This window comes from Streptomyces sp. NPDC002785, from assembly GCF_040295565.1.
GTDB lineage: Bacteria > Actinomycetota > Actinomycetes > Streptomycetales > Streptomycetaceae > Streptomyces.
Genome location: NZ_JBEOVN010000137.1, coordinates 1 through 20,878, shown reverse-complemented (window position 1 = coordinate 20,878; position 20,878 = coordinate 1). Strand labels below are relative to the sequence as shown.

The 20,878-nt window shown below is 70.0% G+C and carries 18 protein-coding genes; 13 read left to right on the top strand and 5 right to left on the bottom strand.

Going from position 1 to position 20,878, the window contains the following annotated elements:
- Window positions 1-167 precede the first annotated feature (167 nt).
- The 3 genes from ABTZ94_RS26365 to nudC are packed head-to-tail and all read left to right on the top strand — an operon-like array spanning window position 168 to window position 6,080.
- The gene (locus ABTZ94_RS26365; protein ID WP_351204081.1) at window positions 168-3,683 is read left to right on the top strand and encodes an ATP-dependent helicase; all 3,516 of its coding nucleotides are present in this window, start codon (window positions 168-170) and stop codon (window positions 3,681-3,683) included.
- 10 nt (window positions 3,684-3,693) lie between these two features.
- A complete protein-coding gene (locus ABTZ94_RS26360; RefSeq protein ID WP_351204079.1) occupies window positions 3,694-5,088 on the top strand; it encodes a dipeptidase in 1,395 nt (464 codons plus the stop codon).
- Between the two features lie 44 nt (window positions 5,089-5,132).
- Window positions 5,133-6,080 (top strand): NAD(+) diphosphatase, encoded by a 948-nt coding sequence (nudC, locus tag ABTZ94_RS26355; protein ID WP_351204077.1) that lies wholly within the window; start codon window positions 5,133-5,135, stop codon window positions 6,078-6,080.
- Window positions 6,081-6,180: 100 nt separating this feature from the next.
- Here nudC and ABTZ94_RS26350 read toward each other — a convergent pair whose 3' ends face one another.
- Window positions 6,181-6,435: a mycoredoxin gene (locus ABTZ94_RS26350; protein ID WP_093897475.1), complete on the bottom strand. Its 255-nt coding sequence runs from the start codon at window positions 6,433-6,435 to the stop codon at window positions 6,181-6,183.
- Window positions 6,436-6,593: 158 nt separating this feature from the next.
- Between ABTZ94_RS26350 and ABTZ94_RS26345 the strand changes: the two genes are divergently transcribed.
- From ABTZ94_RS26345 to ABTZ94_RS26325, 5 genes are all read left to right on the top strand, one after another.
- Window positions 6,594-8,846 carry an ATP-dependent DNA helicase UvrD2 gene (locus tag ABTZ94_RS26345; protein ID WP_351204075.1) on the top strand — a complete coding sequence of 751 codons (2,253 nt, stop codon included), beginning with the start codon at window positions 6,594-6,596 and terminating at the stop codon, window positions 8,844-8,846.
- A gap of 165 nt (window positions 8,847-9,011) precedes the next feature.
- Window positions 9,012-9,344 carry a hypothetical protein gene (locus ABTZ94_RS26340; RefSeq protein ID WP_351204073.1) on the top strand — a complete coding sequence of 111 codons (333 nt, stop codon included), beginning with the start codon at window positions 9,012-9,014 and terminating at the stop codon, window positions 9,342-9,344.
- Window positions 9,345-9,517: 173 nt separating this feature from the next.
- Complete coding sequence (locus tag ABTZ94_RS26335) at window positions 9,518-9,886, top strand: WhiB family transcriptional regulator (protein ID WP_351204071.1); 369 nt, start codon at window positions 9,518-9,520, stop codon at window positions 9,884-9,886.
- 32 nt (window positions 9,887-9,918) lie between these two features.
- Window positions 9,919-10,242, top strand: a complete 324-nt coding sequence (locus ABTZ94_RS26330) for a putative WhiB-interacting protein (protein WP_351204083.1) — start codon at window positions 9,919-9,921, stop codon at window positions 10,240-10,242.
- Between the two features lie 175 nt (window positions 10,243-10,417).
- On the top strand, window positions 10,418-10,633 hold the full coding sequence (locus ABTZ94_RS26325; RefSeq protein ID WP_351204069.1) for a hypothetical protein: 216 nt from the start codon (window positions 10,418-10,420) through the stop codon (window positions 10,631-10,633).
- 100 nt (window positions 10,634-10,733) lie between these two features.
- Here ABTZ94_RS26325 and ABTZ94_RS26320 read toward each other — a convergent pair whose 3' ends face one another.
- Window positions 10,734-12,128 (bottom strand): ABC1 kinase family protein, encoded by a 1,395-nt coding sequence (locus ABTZ94_RS26320; protein ID WP_351204067.1) that lies wholly within the window; start codon window positions 12,126-12,128, stop codon window positions 10,734-10,736.
- Between the two features lie 41 nt (window positions 12,129-12,169).
- The gene (locus tag ABTZ94_RS26315; RefSeq protein ID WP_351204065.1) at window positions 12,170-13,315 is read right to left on the bottom strand and encodes a ThiF family adenylyltransferase; all 1,146 of its coding nucleotides are present in this window, start codon (window positions 13,313-13,315) and stop codon (window positions 12,170-12,172) included.
- A gap of 220 nt (window positions 13,316-13,535) precedes the next feature.
- Here ABTZ94_RS26315 and ABTZ94_RS26310 point away from each other — a divergent pair, with 220 nt between their 5' ends.
- The 4 genes from ABTZ94_RS26310 (at window position 13,536) to ABTZ94_RS26295 (ending at window position 17,302) form a co-directional block, all read left to right on the top strand.
- The gene (locus tag ABTZ94_RS26310) at window positions 13,536-14,159 is read left to right on the top strand and encodes a M48 metallopeptidase family protein (RefSeq protein ID WP_351204063.1); all 624 of its coding nucleotides are present in this window, start codon (window positions 13,536-13,538) and stop codon (window positions 14,157-14,159) included.
- A gap of 107 nt (window positions 14,160-14,266) precedes the next feature.
- A complete protein-coding gene (locus ABTZ94_RS26305; protein ID WP_351204061.1) occupies window positions 14,267-15,835 on the top strand; it encodes a TerD family protein in 1,569 nt (522 codons plus the stop codon).
- Window positions 15,836-15,846: 11 nt separating this feature from the next.
- A complete protein-coding gene (locus tag ABTZ94_RS26300) occupies window positions 15,847-16,527 on the top strand; it encodes an AIM24 family protein (protein WP_351204059.1) in 681 nt (226 codons plus the stop codon).
- 19 nt (window positions 16,528-16,546) lie between these two features.
- Entirely contained in the window at window positions 16,547-17,302 is a 756-nt protein-coding gene (locus ABTZ94_RS26295; RefSeq protein WP_351204057.1) for an AIM24 family protein, read from the top strand.
- 80 nt (window positions 17,303-17,382) lie between these two features.
- On the opposite strand, the gene ABTZ94_RS26290 is transcribed toward ABTZ94_RS26295, so the two are convergent.
- Together ABTZ94_RS26290 and ABTZ94_RS26285 are read right to left on the bottom strand one after the other, a co-directional pair.
- Window positions 17,383-17,931, bottom strand: a complete 549-nt coding sequence (locus ABTZ94_RS26290; RefSeq protein WP_351204055.1) for an NUDIX hydrolase — start codon at window positions 17,929-17,931, stop codon at window positions 17,383-17,385.
- Window positions 17,928-19,379, bottom strand: coding sequence for a zinc-dependent metalloprotease (locus ABTZ94_RS26285; RefSeq protein WP_351204053.1), 1,452 nt, complete (start codon window positions 19,377-19,379; stop codon window positions 17,928-17,930). Before ABTZ94_RS26285 ends, ABTZ94_RS26290 begins: the two co-directional genes overlap by 4 nt.
- Window positions 19,380-19,571: 192 nt before the next feature.
- Here ABTZ94_RS26285 and ABTZ94_RS26280 point away from each other — a divergent pair, with 192 nt between their 5' ends.
- Window positions 19,572-20,714 (top strand): SDR family oxidoreductase, encoded by a 1,143-nt coding sequence (locus ABTZ94_RS26280; protein WP_351204051.1) that lies wholly within the window; start codon window positions 19,572-19,574, stop codon window positions 20,712-20,714.
- Window positions 20,715-20,878 lie beyond the last annotated feature (164 nt).

Genomic DNA, 20,878 nt, shown 5'->3' with positions numbered 1-20,878 from the left:
GCAGCCAAATCTCTCCGGGCCGCCACATCTTGTAGTTACTCTTTCGGTGTTTCCACGATTGTTGGCGGGCGGCATTACTGGCTTGCCCGCCGGGGGGGCCCCGCGGGGGGGCCGGTGGACCCGGCCGCCGCGACACCTTGTCAGTGCTCCCGGTTAGTCTCGGTCGGGTGTCCTCACGCATCACCGATCCCGAGCAGCTCAAGGAACTCCTCGGGATCCCGTTCACCCCGGAGCAGACGGCCTGCATCACAGCGCCGCCCGCCCCGCAGGTGATCGTGGCCGGAGCCGGGTCGGGAAAGACCACGGTGATGGCAGCGCGCGTGGTGTGGCTGGTGGGGACCGGCCAGGTCGCCCCGGAGCAGGTCCTCGGACTCACCTTCACCAACAAGGCGGCGGGCGAGCTGGCCGAGCGCGTCCGCAAGGCCCTGGTCGCGGCCGGGGTCACCGATCCGGACGTCATCGATCCGGACAACCCCCCGGGCGAGCCTAGCATCTCCACGTACCACGCGTTCGCCGGCCGGCTCCTCACCGAGCACGGACTGCGCATCGGCCTCGAACCCACCACCCGTCTTCTCGCCGACGCCACCCGCTACCAGCTGGCCGCCCGCGTACTGCGTGAGGCGCCCGGCCCCTATCCGGCCCTGACGAGGTCGTTCCCCACGCTGGTCAGCGATCTGCTGGCCCTCGACGCCGAGCTGGCCGAGCATCTCGTACGTCCCGAACGGCTCGCGGAGTACGACACCGACCTGCTCCGTACGCTGGAAACGGCCCGGCTCACCAACGCCGAGCTGCGCAAGATCCCCGAGGCCGCCCAGGCCCGTCGCGAGCTGCTGCAGCTGACCCGCCGCTACCGCGAGGCCAAGAAGAGCCGCGACCTCCTCGACTTCGGAGACCAGATCGCCCTCTCCGCCCAGCTGGCCCTCACCCGCCCGGAGGTCGGCGCGATCCTGCGCGACGAATTCCGCGTCGTGCTGCTCGACGAGTACCAGGACACCTCCGTCGCGCAGCGCCTGCTGCTCTCCGCCCTCTTCGGCAGGGGCCCCGAGGCAACGGTCACGGAGGCGGAGTCCGGCGCGACCACCGGGCACGCGGTCACCGCCGTCGGCGACCCCTGCCAGGCGATCTACGGCTGGCGCGGTGCCTCCGTGGCCAACCTCGACGACTTCCCACTCCACTTCCCGCATGCCGACGGCACCCCCGCCACCCGCTACTCCCTCAGCGAGAACCGCCGCAGCGGCGGCCGCCTCCTTCACCTCGCCAACGGTCTCGCCGCACCCCTGCGCGCCATGCACGAAGGCGTCGAGGCACTGCGCCCGGCCCCGGGCGCCGAGCGCGACGGCATCGTCCGCTGCGCCCTGCTCCGTACCCACACCGAAGAGACCGACTGGCTCGCCGACTCGATCGCGCACCTCGTGAGGACCGGAAAGGCGCCCGGCGAGATCGCCGTCCTGTGCCGCACCGCGGGCGACTTCCCGGAGATCCAGGCCGCGCTGGTGGCCCGCGACATCCCGGTCGAGGTCGTCGGCCTGTCCGGGCTGCTGCACCTGCCCGAGGTCGCCGACCTCGTCGCGGTCTGCGAGGTCCTCCAGGACCCCGGCGCCAACGCCTCCCTGGTCCGACTGCTCACCGGCCCCCGCTGGCGGATCGGCCCCCGCGACCTGGCACTCCTCGGCCGCCGCGCCCGCCTCCTCGTCCACCGCGCCGCCCACGGCGACGAGGACGACTTCGACCCCGACCGCCGCCTTGCCGAGGCCGTCGAAGGCATCGACCCGGCCGAAGTGATCTCGCTCGCCGACGCGCTGGACACCTTCCTCGAATCGGGCGGAGGAGAGGACGACGGACTTCCGTTCTCCACCGAGGCCCGCATCCGCTTCGCCCGCCTGGCCGCCGAACTGCGCGACCTGCGCCGCTCGCTGGCCGACCCACTGATGGACGTGCTGCACCGCGTCCTCGCCACCACCGGCCTGGAGGTCGAACTCTCCGCATCGCCGCACGCCCTGGCCGCCCGCCGCCGAGAGACCCTCGCCAACTTCCTCGATGTCGCGGCCCGCTTCGCCGCCGTCGAAGGCGAGGCCACCCTCCTCGCCTTCCTGGGCTTCCTGTGCACGGCTGTCCAGTACGAGAAGGGCCTGGACAACGCCCTGCCCGGCGGCGAGAACACCGTCAAGGTCCTCACCGCCCACAAGTCCAAGGGCCTGGAGTGGGACGTCGTCGCGGTGCCCGGCCTGGTCACCGGACAGTTCCCCAGCAGCCAGTCCCGCGACGCCTGGACCTCCCAGCCCAAGGTCCTCCCGCACGCCCTGCGCGGGGACACGGCCACCCTCCCCGTCATCCACTCCTGGGACGCCAAGGGGCTCAAGGGCTTCAAGGAGGAGATGAAGGAGCACCAGCACACCGAGGAGCTCCGCCTGGGATACGTCACCTTCACCAGGCCCCGCACCCTGCTGCTGGGCTCCGGCCACTGGTGGGGCCCGACCCAGAAGAAGCCGCGCGGCCCGTCCGAATTCCTGCACTCGCTGTACGAGCACTGCGCAGCCGGACACGGCGAGATCGAGACGTGGGCGGACGAACCGGCCGAGGACGAGGAGAACCCGGCGCTCGCCGAGAAGGAGGCCGACCCGGCGTGGCCGCTTCCCCTGGACGACACCGCCCTGACCCGCCGCCGGGCCGCCGCGGACACGGTGATGGCCCATCTGGAGGCCCTGGCCGCGCCGGGGGGCGTGCCGGATGGGTACGAGGCGCCGTCCGACCCCCCGGATCCGTACGACGCCCCTTACGACAACGAACTGTTCCCCGACGAGGACCCGTTCCTCGACACCGAGGCGCACCCCGACGAGGCCGACGACTGGGACTCCCTGTCGACGGAGCCCCCGTCGGCCCCGCCCCCCACGCCACTCATCCCCGCCCCCACGCCACACATTCCGGCCCCCACGCCACACGTCCCGGCGGCCCGCACGCCCGAACCCGCCGGGGATCAGCGCCTCACCCCCGAGGAATCCCGCACCCTCGCCTCCTGGGACCGCGACCTCGACGCCCTCACCGGCGAACTGCGCCGCGCCCGCGCCACCGTGCGCGACGTCCTCGTGCCCGCCTCGCTCTCCGCCACCCAGCTGCTGCGTCTCGCCGACGACCCCGACGGCTTCGCCCAGGAGTTGGCCCGCCCCATGCCGCGGCCCCCGCAGCCCGCGGCCCGCCGGGGCACCCGTTTCCACGCCTGGGTGGAGTCCCGCTTCGAGGAGCTGCCGCTGCCCATGCTCGGGCCGGACGAGCTGCCCGGCGGCGACGAGAGCGACGCCGAAATCGCCGACGAGCGCGACCTCGCCGCACTCAAGGAGGCCTTCGAGCGCACCCCGTACGCCCGCCGTACCCCGTACCGCGTGGAGACGCCGTTCCAGATCACCCTGGTCGGCCGGGTGATCCGGGGCCGTATCGACGCGGTGTACCGCACCGGGGACACCTACGAGATCGTCGACTGGAAGACCACCCGCACCAACACCGCCGACCCCCTTCAGCTCGCGGTCTACCGTCTGGCCTGGGCCGAGCTGCACGATCTGCCGCTCACCGCCGTCACCGCCACGTTCCTTTACGTACGCAGCGGAGAGACCGTCCGCCCCACCCGCCTCCCGGGCCGGGCGGAGCTGGAGCGGCTCCTGCTGGACGAGCCACCTCCCACGGGCCGATAGGCTCAAGGCCATGAGCGACACCCCGGACAGCGCCGTCCGTACGTACACCGAACAGCACCGCACAGCCTTCCTCGACGACCTCGCCGCCTGGCTGCGCATCCCGTCCGTATCCGCCCAGCCGGTCCACGACGGGGACGTACGACGCAGCGCCGAGTGGCTGTCCGCCAAGCTCAAGGAGACCGGTTTCCCGGTCACCGAGATCTGGGAGACGCCCGGCGCTCCCGCGGTCTTCGCGGAGTGGGTGTCCGAGGACCCGGACGCCCCGACCGTTCTCGTCTACGGGCACCACGACGTGCAGCCCGCCGCCCGCGAGGACGGCTGGGACACCGACCCGTTCGAGCCGGTGATCCGCGACGGCCGCATGTACGGGCGGGGCGCCGCCGACGACAAGGGGCAGGTGCTCTTCCACACCCTCGGCGTCCGGGCCCACCTCGCCACCACCGGCCGGACCACCCCCGCCGTCAACCTCAAGCTGCTGATCGAGGGTGAGGAGGAGTCCGGTTCACCGAACTTCCGCGCCCTGGTCGAAGAGCAGGCCGTCCGGCTCGCCGCCGACGCCGTGATCGTCTCCGACACCGGCATGTGGGACGAGACGACCCCCACGGTCTGCACGGGTTTGCGCGGCCTCGCCGAGTGCGAGATCGAGCTGTACGGCCCCGAGCAGGACATCCACTCCGGCTCGTTCGGCGGCGCGGTCCCCAACCCGGCGACCGCCGTGGCCCGGCTCGTCGCCGCACTGCATGACGCCGACGGACGGGTCGCGATCCCCGGTTTCTACGACGGCGTGACGGAACTCACCGACACCGAGCGCGCACTCTTCGCCGAGCTGCCCTTCGACGAGGCCGCCTGGCTGCGTACCGCCAAGTCACGGGCGGCGGCGGGCGAGGCCGGCCACTCCACGCTGGAGCGAATCTGGGCCCGTCCCACCGCCGAGGTCAACGGCATAGGCGGCGGCTACCAGGGCGCCGGAAGCAAGACGATCATCCCGTCCTCCGCCCTGGTGAAGATCAGCTTCCGGCTGGTCGCGGGCCAGGCCCCCGACCACATCCAGCAGGCCGTCCGGGCCTGGGCCGAGGCACAGGTCCCGGCCGGTGTCCGGCACCGGATCACCTTCGCCCCCGCCACCCTTCCCTGTCTGACCCCGCTGGACCACCCCGCCCTGCAGGCCGTGGCCCGTGCCATGGGACGGGCCTTCGGCCAGAAGATCCTCTTCACCCGCGAAGGAGGCTCGGGCCCCGCCGCCGACCTGCAGGAGGTGCTCGGCGCACCCGTCCTCTTCCTGGGCATCTCCGTACCGTCCGACGGCTGGCACGCCCCCAACGAGAAGGTCGAGCTCGACCTCCTGCTCAAGGGCGTGGAGACAGCCGCCCACCTCTGGGGCGAGCTGGCCGTCGCACTCCGCTGAATCCTCTGAACACCCGATCCGTCCCGGGGGAGTAGGAAGCACCTGTGAGCACCTTCGACAATGCCACCGCAGACCGGCCCATCGGTCTCACGGCGCCCAGCGGCATCGACCGCGCGGCGCACCACCGCCTCGACGAGGCCTGGCTGTCCGCCGCGTGGAGTCACCCGACCACCCGGGTGTTCGTCGTCTCCGGCGGGCAGGTGCTGATCGACGACACGGCCGACGGCGGTACGGAGATCGTCATGACCCCGGCCTTCGAGGCCCCGGTCACCGAGACCCACCGCTACTTCCTCGGCACCGACGAAGACGGCGTCAGCTACTTCGCGCTCCAGAAGGACTCCCTGCCCGGTCGCATGGACCAGCCGGCCCGCCCGGCCGGACTGCGCGAGGCCGGACTGCTCCTCGGCCCCCGTGACGTGGGGCTGATGGTGCACGCGGTGGCCCTGGAGAACTGGCAGCGCCTGCACCGCTTCTGCTCGCGCTGCGGCGAGCGCACCGTCATCGCGGCGGCCGGCCACATCCGCCGCTGCCCGGCCTGCGGCGCCGAGCACTACCCGCGTACCGACCCCGCGGTCATCATGCTGGTGACGGACGACCAGGACCGCGCCCTGCTGGGCCGCCAGGTGCACTGGCCCGAGGGCCGTTTCTCGACGCTCGCGGGCTTCGTCGAGCCCGGGGAGTCGATCGAGCAGTCCGTGGCCCGCGAGGTCTTCGAGGAGGCGGGCGTCACGGTCGGCGAGGTCGAATACATCGCCAGCCAGCCCTGGCCCTTCCCGTCCAGCCTGATGCTGGGCTTCATGGCGCGGGCCACGTCGTCGGAGATCAACGTCGACGGCGATGAGATCGAGGAGGCGCGCTGGTTCTCCCGCGAGGACCTGACGGCGGCCTTCGAGTCGGGCGAGATCATGCCCCCGTTCGGCATCTCGATCGCGGCCCGTCTGATCGAACTCTGGTACGGCAAGCCGCTCCCGAAGCCGGGCAGCGTCGGCTGACGCACGGCGTACGGGGCCAGCAGCGCCCCCGGACGCGCGTACAGTCGCGCCCCCTTGGGTCGACCGGAGGGGGCGCGACTGTGCTGCGGGAGCGGCGGGATCAGGCGGCGAGCGCCTGCTTCACCTGGGCCAGGGACGGGTTCGTCATGACGGCCTCGACACCGGTGGAGCCGACCACCAGGACGGTGGGAACGGTCTGGTTGCCCCCGTTGGCCTTCTCGACGAAGGCCGCGGAGTCCGGGTCCTGCTCGATGTTGATCTCGTTGTACGCGATGCCTTCGCGGTCCATCTGGCTCTTGAGCCGACGGCAGTAGCCGCACCACGTGGTGCTGTACATCGTCACAGTGCCCGACATGTCTTCGCGCTCCTCTGTCTCGTCAGTCTTGTCAGACTCGTCTGTCTCATCCGTCTCATCCGGCACGCGGAGAAGCTGGAAAGTGCGTCGTCGCACGGAAAGGGAACGTACGTGAGCCGATCACCATTCCCGCCGCCACCCCCGCATTAGTACGACAGATGCTGCTCCCCTGTGGACAACTTCCGCGTCCGCCTCTCCCGACCTGGCAGCATGGCGGGGTGACAGCAGCAACGCATTCCTCTCTTTTCCCACAGGTTCCCGAGTCGGCGGACGCCGTGCTCGACGGGCTGGACCCCGAGCAGCGCGAGGTCGCCCTGGCCCTGCACGGCCCGGTGTGTGTGCTGGCCGGAGCCGGTACGGGCAAGACGCGTGCGATCACGCACCGCATCGCCTACGGGGTGCGCGCCGGGATACTCCAGCCGGCAAGTGTGCTTGCCGTCACGTTCACCAACCGGGCCGCGGGCGAGATGCGGGGGCGGCTGCGGCAGCTCGGCGCGGGCGGGGTGCAGGCGCGGACGTTCCACTCCGCCGCGCTGCGCCAGCTCCAGTACTTTTGGCCGAAAGCGGTCGGCGGCGACCTGCCCCGGCTGCTGGAGCGCAAGGTCCAGCTGGTCGCGGAGGCTGCGGCCCGCTGCCGCATCCGGCTCGACCGCAACGAGCTGCGGGACGTCACCAGCGAGATCGAGTGGGCGAAGGTCACCCAGACCGTGCCCGCCGACTATCCGGCCGTGGTCGCCAAGACCCAGCGCGACGCCCCGCGCGACACCGCCGAGATCTCTCAGATCTACGCGATGTACGAGCAGCTGAAGCGTGACCGCTCGGTGATCGACTTCGAGGACGTGCTGCTTCTCACCGTCGCCATCCTTCAGGACCGCCACGACATCGCCGACCACGTCCGCCGCCAGTACCAGCACTTCGTCGTCGACGAGTACCAGGACGTCAGCCCGCTCCAGCAGCGGCTGCTCGACCTCTGGCTGGGCGACCGGGACAACCTGTGCGTCGTCGGGGACGCCAGCCAGACGATCTACTCCTTCACCGGGGCCACCCCAGAACACCTGCTGAACTTCCGCACCCGCCACCCGAACGCGACCGTGGTCAAGCTGGTCAGGGACTACCGCTCCACGCCCCAGGTCGTCCACCTGGCCAACGGTCTGCTCGGCCAGGCCCGTGGCCGCGCCGCCGAGCACCGGCTCGAACTGGTCTCGCAGCGGGACAAGGGCCCCGAGCCGGCCTACGCGGAGTATGGGGACGAGCCCGCGGAGGCGGAAGGCACCGCCCGCCGGATCCGCGATCTGATCGCCGCAGGCGTCCCGGCCGGGGAGATCGCCGTGCTCTACCGGGTCAACTCCCAGTCCGAGGTCTACGAGCAGGCCCTCTCCGACGCGGGCGTGCCGTACCAGCTGCGTGGCGCGGAGCGCTTCTTCGAGCGCGCGGAGGTACGGGAAGCAGGCGTCGCCCTGCGAGGAGCGGCGCGCGCCGGGGGAAACGACTCCTTGCTCGACGACGCGGAGGGGCTCCCCTCACAGGTGCGGGCCGTGCTCTCCGTCAAGGGGTGGACCACTGAGCCGCCCGCGGGCTCCGGCGCGGTGCGCGACCGCTGGGAGTCCCTGGCCGCACTGGTCCGGCTTGCCGAGGATTTCGAACAGGCCAAACCGGGGGCGACGCTCTCCGATCTGGTGGCGGAGCTCGACGAGCGCGCAGCCGCCCAGCACGCCCCCACGGTCCAGGGAGTCACACTCGCCTCGTTGCACTCGGCGAAGGGCCTGGAGTGGGACGCCGTGTTCCTGGTCGGGCTGAACGAGGGCATGATGCCGATCACGTACGCCAAGACCGACGAGCAGATCGAGGAGGAACGCCGACTGCTGTACGTCGGCGTCACCCGGGCGCGCTTCCATCTCTCGTTGTCATGGTCGCTGTCCCGCTCACCCGGAGGCCGCGCCGGGCGACGCCCGAGCCGGTTCCTGAACGGGCTGCGCCCCGGCTCAGTGGCCGTCGGTACGCGCGGCGCGGCCGGAGGCGGCGGGATCGAACGGGGCCCTGGACCGGTCGCCAAACGTGGCCGTCGCGGCCCTGCCCGGTGCCGGGTCTGCGGCAAGACCCTCACCGATGCGGGCGAGATGAAGCTGATGCGCTGCGACGACTGCCCCTCCGACATGGACGAGGCGCTGTACGAGCGGCTGCGCGACTGGCGGGCGGTCCGGGCGAAGAAGATCGGCCAGCCCGCGTACTGCGTGTTCACGGACAAGACGCTGATGGCGATCGCCGAGGCGGTGCCGGGCAGTGCGGGCGAACTGGCCGGGATCTCCGGGGTCGGCGCGCGGAAGCTGGACCGGTTCGGGACCGCGGTCCTCGCCATTTGCGCAGGTGAGATGGTGGAAGAAGGGCTCGGGAACGCTGTTGACGACGTGTGAGAAAAACTCGTCGAAAAAATAGTTTGCGCCCGCCCCAGTCATCACCATAGGTTCTTAACCACGGGAACAGCGACTTCTCTGAAGCCCTGGTCCTGTGCTGTACTTATCCGAATACGCAGGACCGGCCCGCCGGTCCCCCCGAGACGCCGAGAGGAGGCGATTGAAGTGATCAGCATCATCGAGACCAACAAAATGACCGATCTCTCGGTCGTCTCCGCCTGCTCGCTCGGCCTCGCCTGCTCTTCGGAGTCCTCGCTGCGTGGCACCGGTCTGTCCGGCATTTCCGCCGTCAGCCCGCTGTCCCTGTCGAACCTCCCCGTGCAGGAGCGCAATGAGCGACCGACCCAGGCACCGGCAGCAGCAGTAGCGAAGGGACAGGCCCAGGCCTATGCCTTTGCGGCCGTCGGTGCAGGAGCGGAATCCGGCGCCAAGAAGCAGACGATGCACCACACGATGTGGGCCTTCCGTGGGCCTGAACCCTGGAGCGATCCAGCCTGATTCAGAATCAGGCCGGCGCCTTCAGGGCCGCGGAACCCCACTCGGGATCCGCGGCCCTTTTGTTTTGTCCAAACGGACGAGACAGCGCGAAGGAGCCTCGGGACAAGCAGTACCCGGTACCAGCCGCCCCCCGGCCAACAGGCCGGAACGACCAGACGAGGACACCACCCACCGTGCAACTCGAAGCGCACGCCCCGTCCGTACCGCCTTCCGAAACGTTCCCGCCGCCCGGTCTCACGGAGGACTCCACCTTGATCCCCCTCACTGCGCTCACCGCGCTCGACGACGCCATCGAGAACCTCGGCGTGCCCGTCCCCTGCCGCTCCTACGACCCGGAGGTCTTCTTCGCCGAGTCGCCGGCCGACGTCGAGTACGCCAAGTCCCTCTGCCGCACCTGCCCGCTCGTCGAGGCCTGCCTCGCAGGCGCCAAGGAGCGTCGCGAGCCGTGGGGCGTCTGGGGTGGTGAGCTCTTCATCCAGGGCGTTGTCGTCGCTCGCAAGCGGCCGCGTGGCCGTCCGCGCAAGAACCCGGTCGCGGCGTGACCGCCGGACTGGGGGTCACGGCCCCCAAACCCATGAAGCGCATCGGAACCATCGACCGTCCCCACACCCACGATCCCCGAAATCAGGCACCAATGTCCGTCCCCACGAATGAGCCCGTCGGCTCCGCAACACCGAACGTCACGATCATCGGCGCGAACGACTCGCGTCAGAACAGGACCCGCGAGATGCAACTCATCCCAGAAGCCCTGGCTCGTGCTCATATGCACGACCGCCTGAGGGAAGCCGACACGCAACGCCAGGCCGTGCGCCTGGTCACCGCGCGCCGGATGCAGCGCCGGGCCGAGCGCGCCTCGATGCGCGCCCGCCGTGCGCTGGCCATGGCAGTCATGCACTAGTCAGGCCGAACACCGGCAGCACTGCAGGGCAGCCGCTCTGCCCGGCAGTAATCAGTACCCATAGTCAGTACCCCTTCCGCGGGGCCGGTCCGAACGGGCCGGCCCCGCGGTCGTGCTGTGCGGTCGTGCTGTGTGGTGCCGCGCGGCACAGCAGCGACGGAGTTATCGTCACGAGGTGGACGAGGAGACTCATCACCGGATTCAGCAACCCGTGCAGAGAGCCGCCGCAGTGGTCGTCTGTGCCCTGTGCGGTACCTCCGCGGACAGTGAGGGCGCACCGCCGACCTGGATCTGTTCCGTGGAGAACGGCAGACATCAGTACTTCTGCGAGGAGTGCGCCCGCACCCATATCAGGGCGATCGAGAGCCGTCTCGACTCCGCCTGGTGGTGACGCCCGGGGCGTGACGGTCCGGGGCACGACAGTTCCGGGCGTGACGTTCCCGGGCCGTGAGTGGCAGCCCTGGCTCGGCGCCGAGGGCTCGAAGGCTGCCCTATGCGCCGGCGGCGGCGTCGCCCGCCAACTCCTGTACCACGGGCTCCTGCTCATCTTCCATCAGGAACCCCGGCACCCAGGATTCGAGTTCGTCGCGCAGTCGCACTGTCGCACCCAGCTGGCACAGCACCCCGATCGTGCTCAGCGTCACCCGGTGTATCAGCAGATAGGCGGGCGGCAGATTCAGCTGTTTGCCGAGCTGATGAGCGGGGGAGCGGGGATCCGCAATCCGGGCCGCCTGATTGCGCATCCAGCTCCGGGTGAAGGTGAACTCCTCCACCTGCGCCGGTTCGATGATCGGGAGGAGATAGTCGAGCACTGCGTCCGGGACGAGGTCGATCGAGTCCTTGACGAACCCTTCCTCGCGCAACAGCTCGTACACGGCATCCGCATCACCCGACAGTGTCAGCCGCAATGAATCCCCGATGGGCTGCGGCAGACCACCCGGCAGCCGGTCCACCGTGCCGAAGTCCAGCACTCCGAGCCGCCACTGCCCGGCCTCGCCCGCCTCATCCTCCGGGGGCAGCAGCCGGAAGTTGCCCGGGTGCGGGTCCGCGTGCAGCAGCCCGGTGCGCGCCGGGCCGGAGAAGAGGAAACGCGCCAGCAACTGACCGGCCCGGTCCCGCTGTTCCGGCGTGCCCTCCGCGATCACGTCGGCCAGCGGAACACCGTCCATCCACTCCGTCACCAGCACCTGGTCGGACTGGTGCACCACACCGGGGATCACGACATCCGGGTCGGCCGCGAACTCCTCGCCATGGTCTTGCTGTGAGCGTGCCTCCTGCTCGTAGTCCAGCTCCTCCGAGACCCGGTCGCGCAGCTCCGTGATGAGCGGCTTGATGTCCATTCCGGGGATCAACGGACCGAGCAGCCGGGCGAATCTGCTGAGCTGAGTCAGATCCGAAAGCAGCGCCTCTCCGGCGCCCGGATACTGCACCTTCACCGCGACGTCCCGCCCGTCGTGCCACACCGCCCGGTGCACTTGACCGATCGACGCGGCGGCCGACGGCTTGTCCTCGAATTCGAGGAACAGTTCCCGCCAGTCCTCGCCGAGCCGCTCCTCCAGCACCGTGTGCACGGTGCCGCTGGGCATGGGAGGTGCGGCTTCCTGCAGTTTGGTGAGCGCCGCCCGGTACGGTCCGGCGACCTCCTCCGGCAGCGCCGACTCGAAGACGGACAGGGCCTGCCCCAGCTTCATCGCCCCGCCCTTCAACTCACCCAGGACCTTGAAGAGCTGGTCCGCAGTGCGCTGCTGCACCTCCCGGGCGACCAATTCCGCCGACTTCCCGCCGATCCGCTTGCCCAGGCCCCACGTGGCGCGGCCGGCCAAGCCCAGTGGCAGGGCGGCCAATTTGGCGGTACGGGTGACCGCTTTCCGGGGAAGATCAGACATGAGCCCCTCCAAATCCCAGACTGCCGTACCGCGTGCGGCGGTTACCCGGCCATTGTGTCGTGCGCCGCTTCGACCCCGGAGACACGCTCCTCCTCAGTGTGCCCAGCCGCTCCACAGGAACAGCCGAGGTGCGCCCCGATCCGCTCGGACCGCCAGTCCAACAGCGGCAGCGCGGCTTCCCAGCGCGTCCCTGTACTGGCGGGCAGCTCCCCGTCCAGAAATGACAGCGCATGGGCGGCCGCCAGACCGGCCACCGCCGTCGCCAGCCCCAAGTCACAGGCCTGCACGGCGGTGCGCCGCCCGGACTGCCACTGAGACAGCATCCTGGGCCACTGCTCATCCTGGTCCGCACGCTCCAGCGCCAAACACCCCGCGCACGCCGTACCCCCGGGCAGGACCAGGGGCCCGACCACTCCGGTCGCCTCCATCACTCCGGCATAGAGATGGGGAGTCCCCGAAGCGATCCACGGTTCGGCCGGTCGTGGGTCGGGGACGTACGCCGTGAAGCCGTCGCGAGGGGCGACCACGATCAGAGACAGTCCCGGCTCACCACCCGCCGGGGAACCCGCCGTCTCCGACGCCCGGGGAGCCGAACCTGCGGCGGACCTGCGCACCAACTGCCGGGCGGCGGTGTCCCTGCGCTCCCCGACGGCTGCCGGTGGAAGCCCGCAGGGCGAGACGTCCCACGGCTCGGTGTACCCGCCGTCCAGAACCTCCACCCGGCCCACCCCGGATCCGGACAGCACCGCCGCGATCGCGGCGCCGACCCGGCCGGCACCCCGCACCTGGACCCGCATCCCCCGGCGGGCCGCCAGCCGCCGCATCCCGCCGCCCGGCTCGGGATGGACGACAGAGAGTGACGCCAGATCGAGGCGATGCCGCTCCAGGGCGCCGGGCCGGCTCCGTAACGCATCGGTCTCCGGGCCGACGGCCCGCACATCGTCGATCAGGCCTGCCTCCATCAATCGGCCCACTAACGTGTCGACTTGATGGCCCGACAGGTCCAGCGCCCGGGCTTCCTCGCGCAGCAGCGACAGGCCGCGCGTACCGTCGAGCAGTTCCAGAAAACAGCCTGTCGCGAAATCCATCGGACCGAGCGTCACCGCATGAGAGGGGGTCACCCCGAATTGCACGGTGCCCCGGCCGCGCCACGCACGGCGCAGTGCGGTTTTCAACATCGGATACACGACGTTCCTCCGGTCTGTGTTCCATGATCTCTGTGCGTGGGCTGTGGCTCGGATCTCCGCGAGATCCGTTGTCAGAATGCAGGCCGGCATCGAAGTGTGCAGAAAGTTATCCACAGGCATGGGGTATTAGTCGTTCAAATGGTGCACGTCGTGGAGCGGATCACGCGCGAACCGTCCCGGAGGCGGGACTTCCCCCACTGACACCGGGTAACGTCATGGCGTGCCCGCCGACCCGTCACCCGGATTCGCCGGGGAGACCCCCGCGCCCAGCGCCGGAACCCATCAGCGCAGCGCGGCAGACCGTCCGCCCCGTGCCTCGGCAACGAGCGCGGTCGAGGTCCGCAGGAGCACCCGCCGCAGCAGAACGGTCTCCGCGTACCGGGAGGGTGACCGCACCATCGTGCTCATCCCCGCCCGGATGTCGGAGGCCGAGGAGCAGCGCTGGGTGAACGTGATGCTCGACAAACTCGCGGCCCAGGAGAGCAAACGCATCCTCGGCGACAGCGAACTCGCTGAGCGGGCCGAGCGGTTGTCCGCCCAGTATTTCCAGGGCCGGGCCAGGCCCGCGTCGGTGCGGTGGGTGACCAATCAGAACACCCGATGGGGATCCTGCACCCCGGCGGAGGGCAGCATCCGTCTGTCGCACCGGCTGCAGGGCATGCCGGAGTACGTGGTCGACTATGTACTGGTCCATGAACTGGCCCATCTGCTCGTCCCCGGCCACGGTCCGCGCTTCTGGCAGCTGCTGGAGGCGTATCCCCGCACCGAGCGGGCCCGCGGCTACCTGGAGGGCGTGGTGGCGGCCGACCGGCTGCCGCATCTGCCCGCCGCACGCGGTGAGTGACGTTCGGCGATTCTGTACCGGGTGTGTACCGACGCAGCTCAACGTCGGAGTTTGCGGTTAGCCTGGCGCGACGCATTCACATTCGGGATGGGGGACGGTCGTTACGCATGGCCAGGGAATTCCAACGCGGCCACAAGGCCAAGATCAGCGATCTCACGCCGGGGACGGACCTGTACGTAGGTGTGCAGATCGCCGGCCCGGGACTGACCTTTGACATCAGCTGCTTCGGCCTCGATGCCAATGAGCAGCTCTCCGACGACCGGTATTTCATCTTCTTCAATCAGCCTAAATCGCCCGAGGAATCCATTCAGCTCCTCGGCGCCCAGGCCGGTGACACCGAGTCGTTCCGCGTCACTTTGGACCGCATTCCGGCGAACATCCACAAGCTGTCGTTCACGGCGACGGTCGACGGCGCCGGGCAGATGTCCCAGGTCGGCCCCGGATACATCAGGATCGTCGCGGGTGGCGAGGAAGTCGTCAGGTACGCCTTCAACGGTTCGGAGTTCTCCACCGAGCGTGCGGTGATGCTGGGCGACTTCTACCTGAAGGACGTCTGGCGGTTCGCTGCCGTCGGCCAGGGCTTCGACGGTGGCCTCGACGCACTGCTGAAGAACTTCGGCGGCGAGGTCGCCGAGGAGGAGCCCGCCGCACCTCAGCCGCAGGCAGCCGCCCCGTCGTTCGCCCCGCCCGCCCCGTCCTTCGGCGCCCCGGCCCAAGCTCCGCAGCCGGCTCCGTCCTTCGGCGCCCCGGCCGCGCAGGCCCCGGCCCCCACGCCGCAGCAGCAGCAGATGCATGCGGCGCCGACGATGGCAGCCCCGATGACACCGCACGGTGGCACGCTGCCGCCGCCCGCACCCGCCCCGGCTCCGTACGGGCAGCCCGGCCAGCCACCCCAGCAGCCGCAGTTCGGGCAGATCCCCGGCCAGCAACCCGCTGCTCCGTACGGCCAGCAGGCTCCCGGAATGCAGCCTCCCGGTATGGCCCAGGGAGTACCGCAAGGCGTGCCGCAGGCCGGTGCCGGTCTTCAGGCCGCGCTCCAGCTGTACAAGGAGACGGCCACCGGGCAGCGTTGGACCCCACAGAACCAGCAGCTCATGCGGGTCGACCTCACCATGGGCGGTATGCCCGTGCTCGCCCGCCAGGGCAGCATGGTGATGTACCAGGGCAAGGTCGACTTCGGCTACAAGGGCGCCGGTTTCGCGGGCCGCGTCGTCGGCAATTCCACCGGCCAAGAAATGCAGCTGATGCGCTGCACCGGCCGCGGACAGGTCTTCCTTGCCGAGGACGGCGCCCATCTGCACGCCATCGAGCTGCAGGGCGACGGCATCTGCGTCTCGGCGGAGAACGTTCTCGCCTTCGATGAGTCTCTGCAGCACGAGGTCCGCAGGATCGAGGGCCATGGCATCCCCGGCGGCGCGCTGTTCACCATGCAGTTCCAGGGCACCGGCACGGTCGTCGTCAAGACGCATGGCGTTCCCGTCGTCCTGCCCGTCACCCCGACCACCTTCGCCGACTGCAATGCCGTCGTGGCCTGGTCGTCCGCGTCCCAGGTGATCATCTCCAGCCAGGTCCGGCTGCGCCGCAACGCGTACCCGGGACACAGCGGAGAGACCGTGAACCTTCAGTTCCGGGGCGCACCCGGCAACTTCATCGTCGTCCAGCCCTACGAGGTCTGAGGGAGCCCGTCATGAACCAGCAACTCGCGGGCTACGCCCCGACCCCCGTCACGGCCCGTATGGAGAACCACGGCCGCACGATGCTCAAGGTCGCCATGGCCACCGGCCAGGACCTCTACGCACGTACCGGTTCGATGGTCGCGTACGAGGGCTTCATCCAGTACGAACCCAATCCGCCGGCCGTCCGCCAGATCGCCTCCCAGTGGATCACCGGCGACAGCGCACCGATCATGAAGTGCTCCGGTGACGGGCTGCTCTACCTCGCCGACTACGGCGCCGATGTGGTCGTCGTCAACCTCAACAACGACTCCCTCTCGGTCAACGGCACCAACGTCCTCGCCTTCGACGGTCATCTCACCTGGGGCGTGGAGCGGGTCAAGGGCCTCGCCAAGTTCGCCGGCCAGGGCCTGTGGAACGTCTGTATCTCGGGCACCGGCTGGGTCGCCATCACCTCGCGCGGCACACCGATCGTCGTCGACTGCGGACGTGGCGAGGACGAGACCTACGTCGACCCGGACGCCCTCGTGGCGTGGTCCCCGAACCTCAAGGTGAAGGGCAAGCGCAGCTTCAAGGCCTCCTCGCTCATCGGGCGGGGCAGCGGCGAGGCGTACCAGATGGCTTTCTCCGGCCAGGGCATCGTCGTCGTGCAGCCGAGCGAGGACAGTACCGACCGTCTGCGGATCCGGAACTGAGGGGGAGGGAGAACACACCATGCAGAGTCCGCTTTTCAGCTACACGGAACAGCAGTCCCAGGACAGGTACACCGTCCAGAACCCGCAGCTCCTGCGGGTCTCGCTGACCGGCCAGGACGATGTTCTCGCCCGCAAGGGTGCCATGGTCGCCTACCAGGGACTGATGGAGTTCGACGGCGAGTACCAGTCGCACGGGCAGCGCCGTGCCCGCGCGAGCACCGGTGAGGGCCTCGACCTGATGCGCTGCTCCGGGCAGGGCACCGTCTTCCTCGCCAACCTCGCGCAGCACATTCATGTCGTGGACGTCGACCACGACGGCATGACGGTGGACAGCGCCTACGTCCTGGCGCTGGACTCCTCGCTGCACACCGAGGTCATCGCGGTGGACAGTCAGTACGGCATCTCGGGCACCGGCAAGTACCAGCTCAACATCTCCGGCACCGGCAAGGTCGCTCTGATGACCTCGGGCCAGCCGCTGATGATGCAGGTCACGCCGGACAAGTACGTCAACGCCGATGCCGACGCGATCGTCGCCTGGTCCAGCTCGCTGCGCGTGCAGATGCAGGCCCAGACGCACTCCTCGGGTGTCTGGCGGCGGAGTGGCAACACCGGAGAGGGCTGGGAGCTCAGCTTCCTCGGCCAGGGCTTCGCCCTGGTCCAGCCGAGCGAGGTGCTGCCCCCGCAGAACCACGAGATCGGCCAGGGTGTCCGGGCCCAGTACGGAATGGGCCAGCAAGGCGCCCACGGCCAGAACCAGAACAACTCCTGGAACTGAGCCGCAGCACACCGGCACGGACAACATGGGTAAGGGGCGGTCCCCCTGGGGACCGCCCCTTACCCATTTGCATATCGATCCTACCCGCGCTGCTCCAGCGCGGCGCGGGCGCGTGTCATCAGCCGTACGACCGATGTATCGGCCACCGATGGGACCTCGTCGTACGCGAACCAGCGCAGGTCCAGCGATTCGTCGCTGATCTGCTCCGTCGCGCCCGACGGCGCGAGCGCCGCGTACTGCACATCCAGGTGCCAGTGACAGGGCGCGGGGATCGGGTGGCGGTCCAGCGTCACCGGTCCGCCCGCGAGCAGGGTCAGGCCGCTGATGCCGGATTCTTCGGTGGTCTCGCGCAGCGCCGCGGCGGCCAGCGTGGTGTCCTGCGGCTCGCAGTGGCCGCCCGTCTGCAGCCACATCTGCAGCTTGCGGTGCAGGGTGAGCAGGACCCGGCCGCGCTCCGGATCGATGAGCAGTGCGCTGGCCGTCAGATGCCCGGCTTCGCAGGCCTTCCACATGCCGTCGGGATACTGAGCCAGATGGTCCAGGTAGACCTGGCGCAGTTCCTCCTGGGCCGGGTCCACCGGGTTCTCGTACCCCTTCAGCACGAGAACGGCGTCGTCGTACAGGCTCACTGGTCGCTGTCGTCCTTGCCGTCGCTCTTCCGGTCGTCGGTTCCTTCGGAGGCCGGGTCGCCCGCTTCGGTCTGGGGCTTCTGCGGACCCTTCGCGGCCTCGCCGAGCAGCTTGTCCAGCTCGGAGAAGTCCAGCTGCTCGTGGTGCACAAACCCGTCCGGATCGTCCAGGTCGTGGGCCGTCGGCAGCATGTCGGGGTGCTCCCACAGGGCGTCGCGCCCGTCGAGACCGCGGGCGTCCGTGAGCGACGCCCACAGGCGCGAGGCGTCACGCAGCCGCCGCGGACGCAGCTGAAGGCCGATGAGCGTCGCAAACGTCTGCTCGGCCGGCCCGCCGGAGGCACGGCGCCTGCGCATGGTCTCGCGCAGTGCGTCCGCCGAGGTCAGACGGGACTTCGCGGCCTCGTGCACCACCGCGTCCACCCAGCCCTCGACCAGTGCGAGTGCCGTCTCCAGCCTGGCCAGAGCGGCTTTCTGCTCCGGCGTGTCCTCTGGCTGGAACATGCCCTGCTGAAGGGCGTCCTGCAGCTGCTCGGGCTGCGACGGGTCGAACTGACCGACCACATCCTCCAGCTTGCTGGTGTCGACCTTGATGCCGCGCGCATACCCCTCGACGGCGCCGAACAGATGCGAGCGCAGCCACGGAACATGGGCGAAAAGCCGCTGGTGGGCGGCCTCGCGCAGGGCGAGATACAGCCGCACCTCGTCCTGCGGCACGCTGAGGTCCTTGCCGAACCTCTCGACGTTCAGCGGAAGGAGCGCCGCCTTGCCCGCCGGGCCCAGCGGCAGCCCGATGTCGGTCGAACCGACCACCTCGCCCGCCAGTACACCGACGGCCTGCCCGATCTGCTGGCCGAACATCGCGCCGCCCATCGACCGCATCATGCCGATCAGCGGGCCCGCCATCGCCTGCATCTCCTCGGGCAGCACATCGCCCATGGCCAGACCGACGCGCTCGGCCACCGGGTCGACCAGCTTCTGCCAGGCGGGGAGGGACGCCTCGACCCACTCCGCACGGCTCCACGCCACGGTGGAGACCGAACCGGAGGGCAGCGACGTCACGCCGTCCAGCCAGAGGTCGGCAAGCCGCAGCGCCTCGTCGACCGCGGACCGCTCGGACTGGCTGACGCTCGCGTCCTTGGTGCCGTCCGGCGTGCCTTGCGAAACCGTCTGGCGGGCGATCTGCTTGGCCATGTCCCAGTTCACGGGACCGCCCTCGTAACTCAGCATCTGGCCGAGCTGCTGGAAGGCCGCACCCAGGTCGTTCGGGTTCATCGTGCCGAACATTGCCGCGAACGGGTTGTCCCCGCCCGCGCCGGGCCCGAAGCCGAACGGGTTCGCCGGCCCGCCGGAACCCTGCCCACCTCCGGTGGGGTCCTTCTTCTTGCCCTCGTCGCCGTTCTCCGGCTCCTCCGGCGGAAGGCCGAATCCGAATGGGGTGTCACTCACGGGTTTCCTCGGCTCGTAGGGCCGCCGGCTCGAACCGACGGCGACTGCCCGACATCACCATCCAGCGTAGACACCAAAAGTCCGCTCGGGGCCTCAGTGCTCCGCCGGCTCCCGGCCTGCGGCAGGATGGACGCCACCTGGTACGTACGCGTCATTCGGGTACGTACTGAAGACAACCGCTGGAGACGCCCGGTGAGTTCCCCAGATCCTCAGGTTCGCGCAGCGCGAAACCTGTCCGACCCCTCGACCGCGAACAAGCCCGCAAAGAACCGCTCCAGGAGCCGTGGCCCCGTCGTCGCGGTCACCGGAGCCGCGGGGGGCGTCGGTGAGCTGCTCACCGCACGCCTCGCGGCATCCGAGGAGATCAAGCAGGTCATCGCCATCGACGAGCGCCGAGGAGAGGCCTACGAGGCGACCTGGCACATCCTCGACGTACGGGACCCCGCCATCGCGGAGAAGCTGCGCGGCGCAGATGTCGTCGTGCACCTGGCACTCGATCTCGACCTGGAGACCGACCCTGCCGCCCGCACCGCCTACAACGTGCGCGGCACTCAGACCGTGCTGACGGCCGCCGCGGCCGTCGGGGTCCACCGGGTCGTGTTGTGCACCTCGGCGATGGTCTACGGGGCGCTGCCCGACAACGACATCCCGCTCGCCGAGGACGCCGAGCTGCGCGCCACGGCCGAGGCCACCGGCGTCGGCGACCTACTGGAGATCGAACGGCTCGGCCGACGCGCGCCCCGCGCCCACCCCGGACTCAATGTGACCGTGGTCCGGCCCACCGTCCTGGTCGGCGGCACGGACACCGCGCTGACCCGCTACTTCGAGTCGCCGCGCCTCCTGGTCGTCGCCGGATCGCGCCCCACCTGGCAGTTCTGCCACGTCGACGACCTGGTCACAGCCCTGGAGTACGCCGCGCTGGAGAAGATCGACGGCGAGTTCGCGGTCGGCTGCGACGGCTGGCTGGAACAGGAGGAGGTCGAGGAGCTCAGCGGCGTCCGCCGGATGGAACTGCCCTCCGCCGTCGCACTCGGCGCCGCCGCCCGGCTGCACCGGATCGGCCTCACCCCTTCCCCGGCGGGCGATCTGGCGTACACGATGCACCCCTGGGTGGTGAGCGTGAGCCGGCTGCACGACGCGGGCTGGCGCCCGAGCTGGACCAACGAGGAGGTGCTCGCCGCGCTCCTCGAAGAGGTCGAGGGCCGGCACACCGTCGCCGGGCGCCGACTCGGCCGCAAGGACGCCACCGCGGCAGGTGCCGCCGGTGCGACCGTGGCGCTGCTCGGCACCGCCGCCCTGGTCCGCCGCGCCCGCAAGGCCCGCCGCCGGATCTAGGGGCGTGTTTCGAGAGTCCCGTCCGGCCGGGGGTGTCCGGCACTTCCCCAAGCGCTCGGCTTTCGCTTGAGCAGGGGAGACCCCATCCTCGCTGCGTTGTCGGTCGTCGGCGCAGCCCGCTGCGCTCTCCTGCCTCCGCCTTGCGATCGCATGCACCAGACGCC

What these genes read in the sequence shown, in the direction of transcription:
- ABTZ94_RS26320 (WP_351204067.1), bottom strand. Translation starts at nt 12,128, where the DNA reads ATGTCTGATCTTCCCCGGAAAGCGGTCACCCGTACCGCCAAATTGGCC.
- ABTZ94_RS26305 (WP_351204061.1), top strand. Translation starts at nt 14,267, where the DNA reads ATGGCCAGGGAATTCCAACGCGGCCACAAGGCCAAGATCAGCGATCTC.
- ABTZ94_RS26360 (WP_351204079.1), top strand. Translation starts at nt 3,694, where the DNA reads ATGAGCGACACCCCGGACAGCGCCGTCCGTACGTACACCGAACAGCAC.
- ABTZ94_RS26345 (WP_351204075.1), top strand. Translation starts at nt 6,594, where the DNA reads ATGCTGCTCCCCTGTGGACAACTTCCGCGTCCGCCTCTCCCGACCTGG.
- ABTZ94_RS26330 (WP_351204083.1), top strand. Translation starts at nt 9,919, where the DNA reads ATGAAGCGCATCGGAACCATCGACCGTCCCCACACCCACGATCCCCGA.
- ABTZ94_RS26295 (WP_351204057.1), top strand. Translation starts at nt 16,547, where the DNA reads ATGCAGAGTCCGCTTTTCAGCTACACGGAACAGCAGTCCCAGGACAGG.
- ABTZ94_RS26300 (WP_351204059.1), top strand. Translation starts at nt 15,847, where the DNA reads ATGAACCAGCAACTCGCGGGCTACGCCCCGACCCCCGTCACGGCCCGT.
- ABTZ94_RS26350 (WP_093897475.1), bottom strand. Translation starts at nt 6,435, where the DNA reads ATGTCGGGCACTGTGACGATGTACAGCACCACGTGGTGCGGCTACTGC.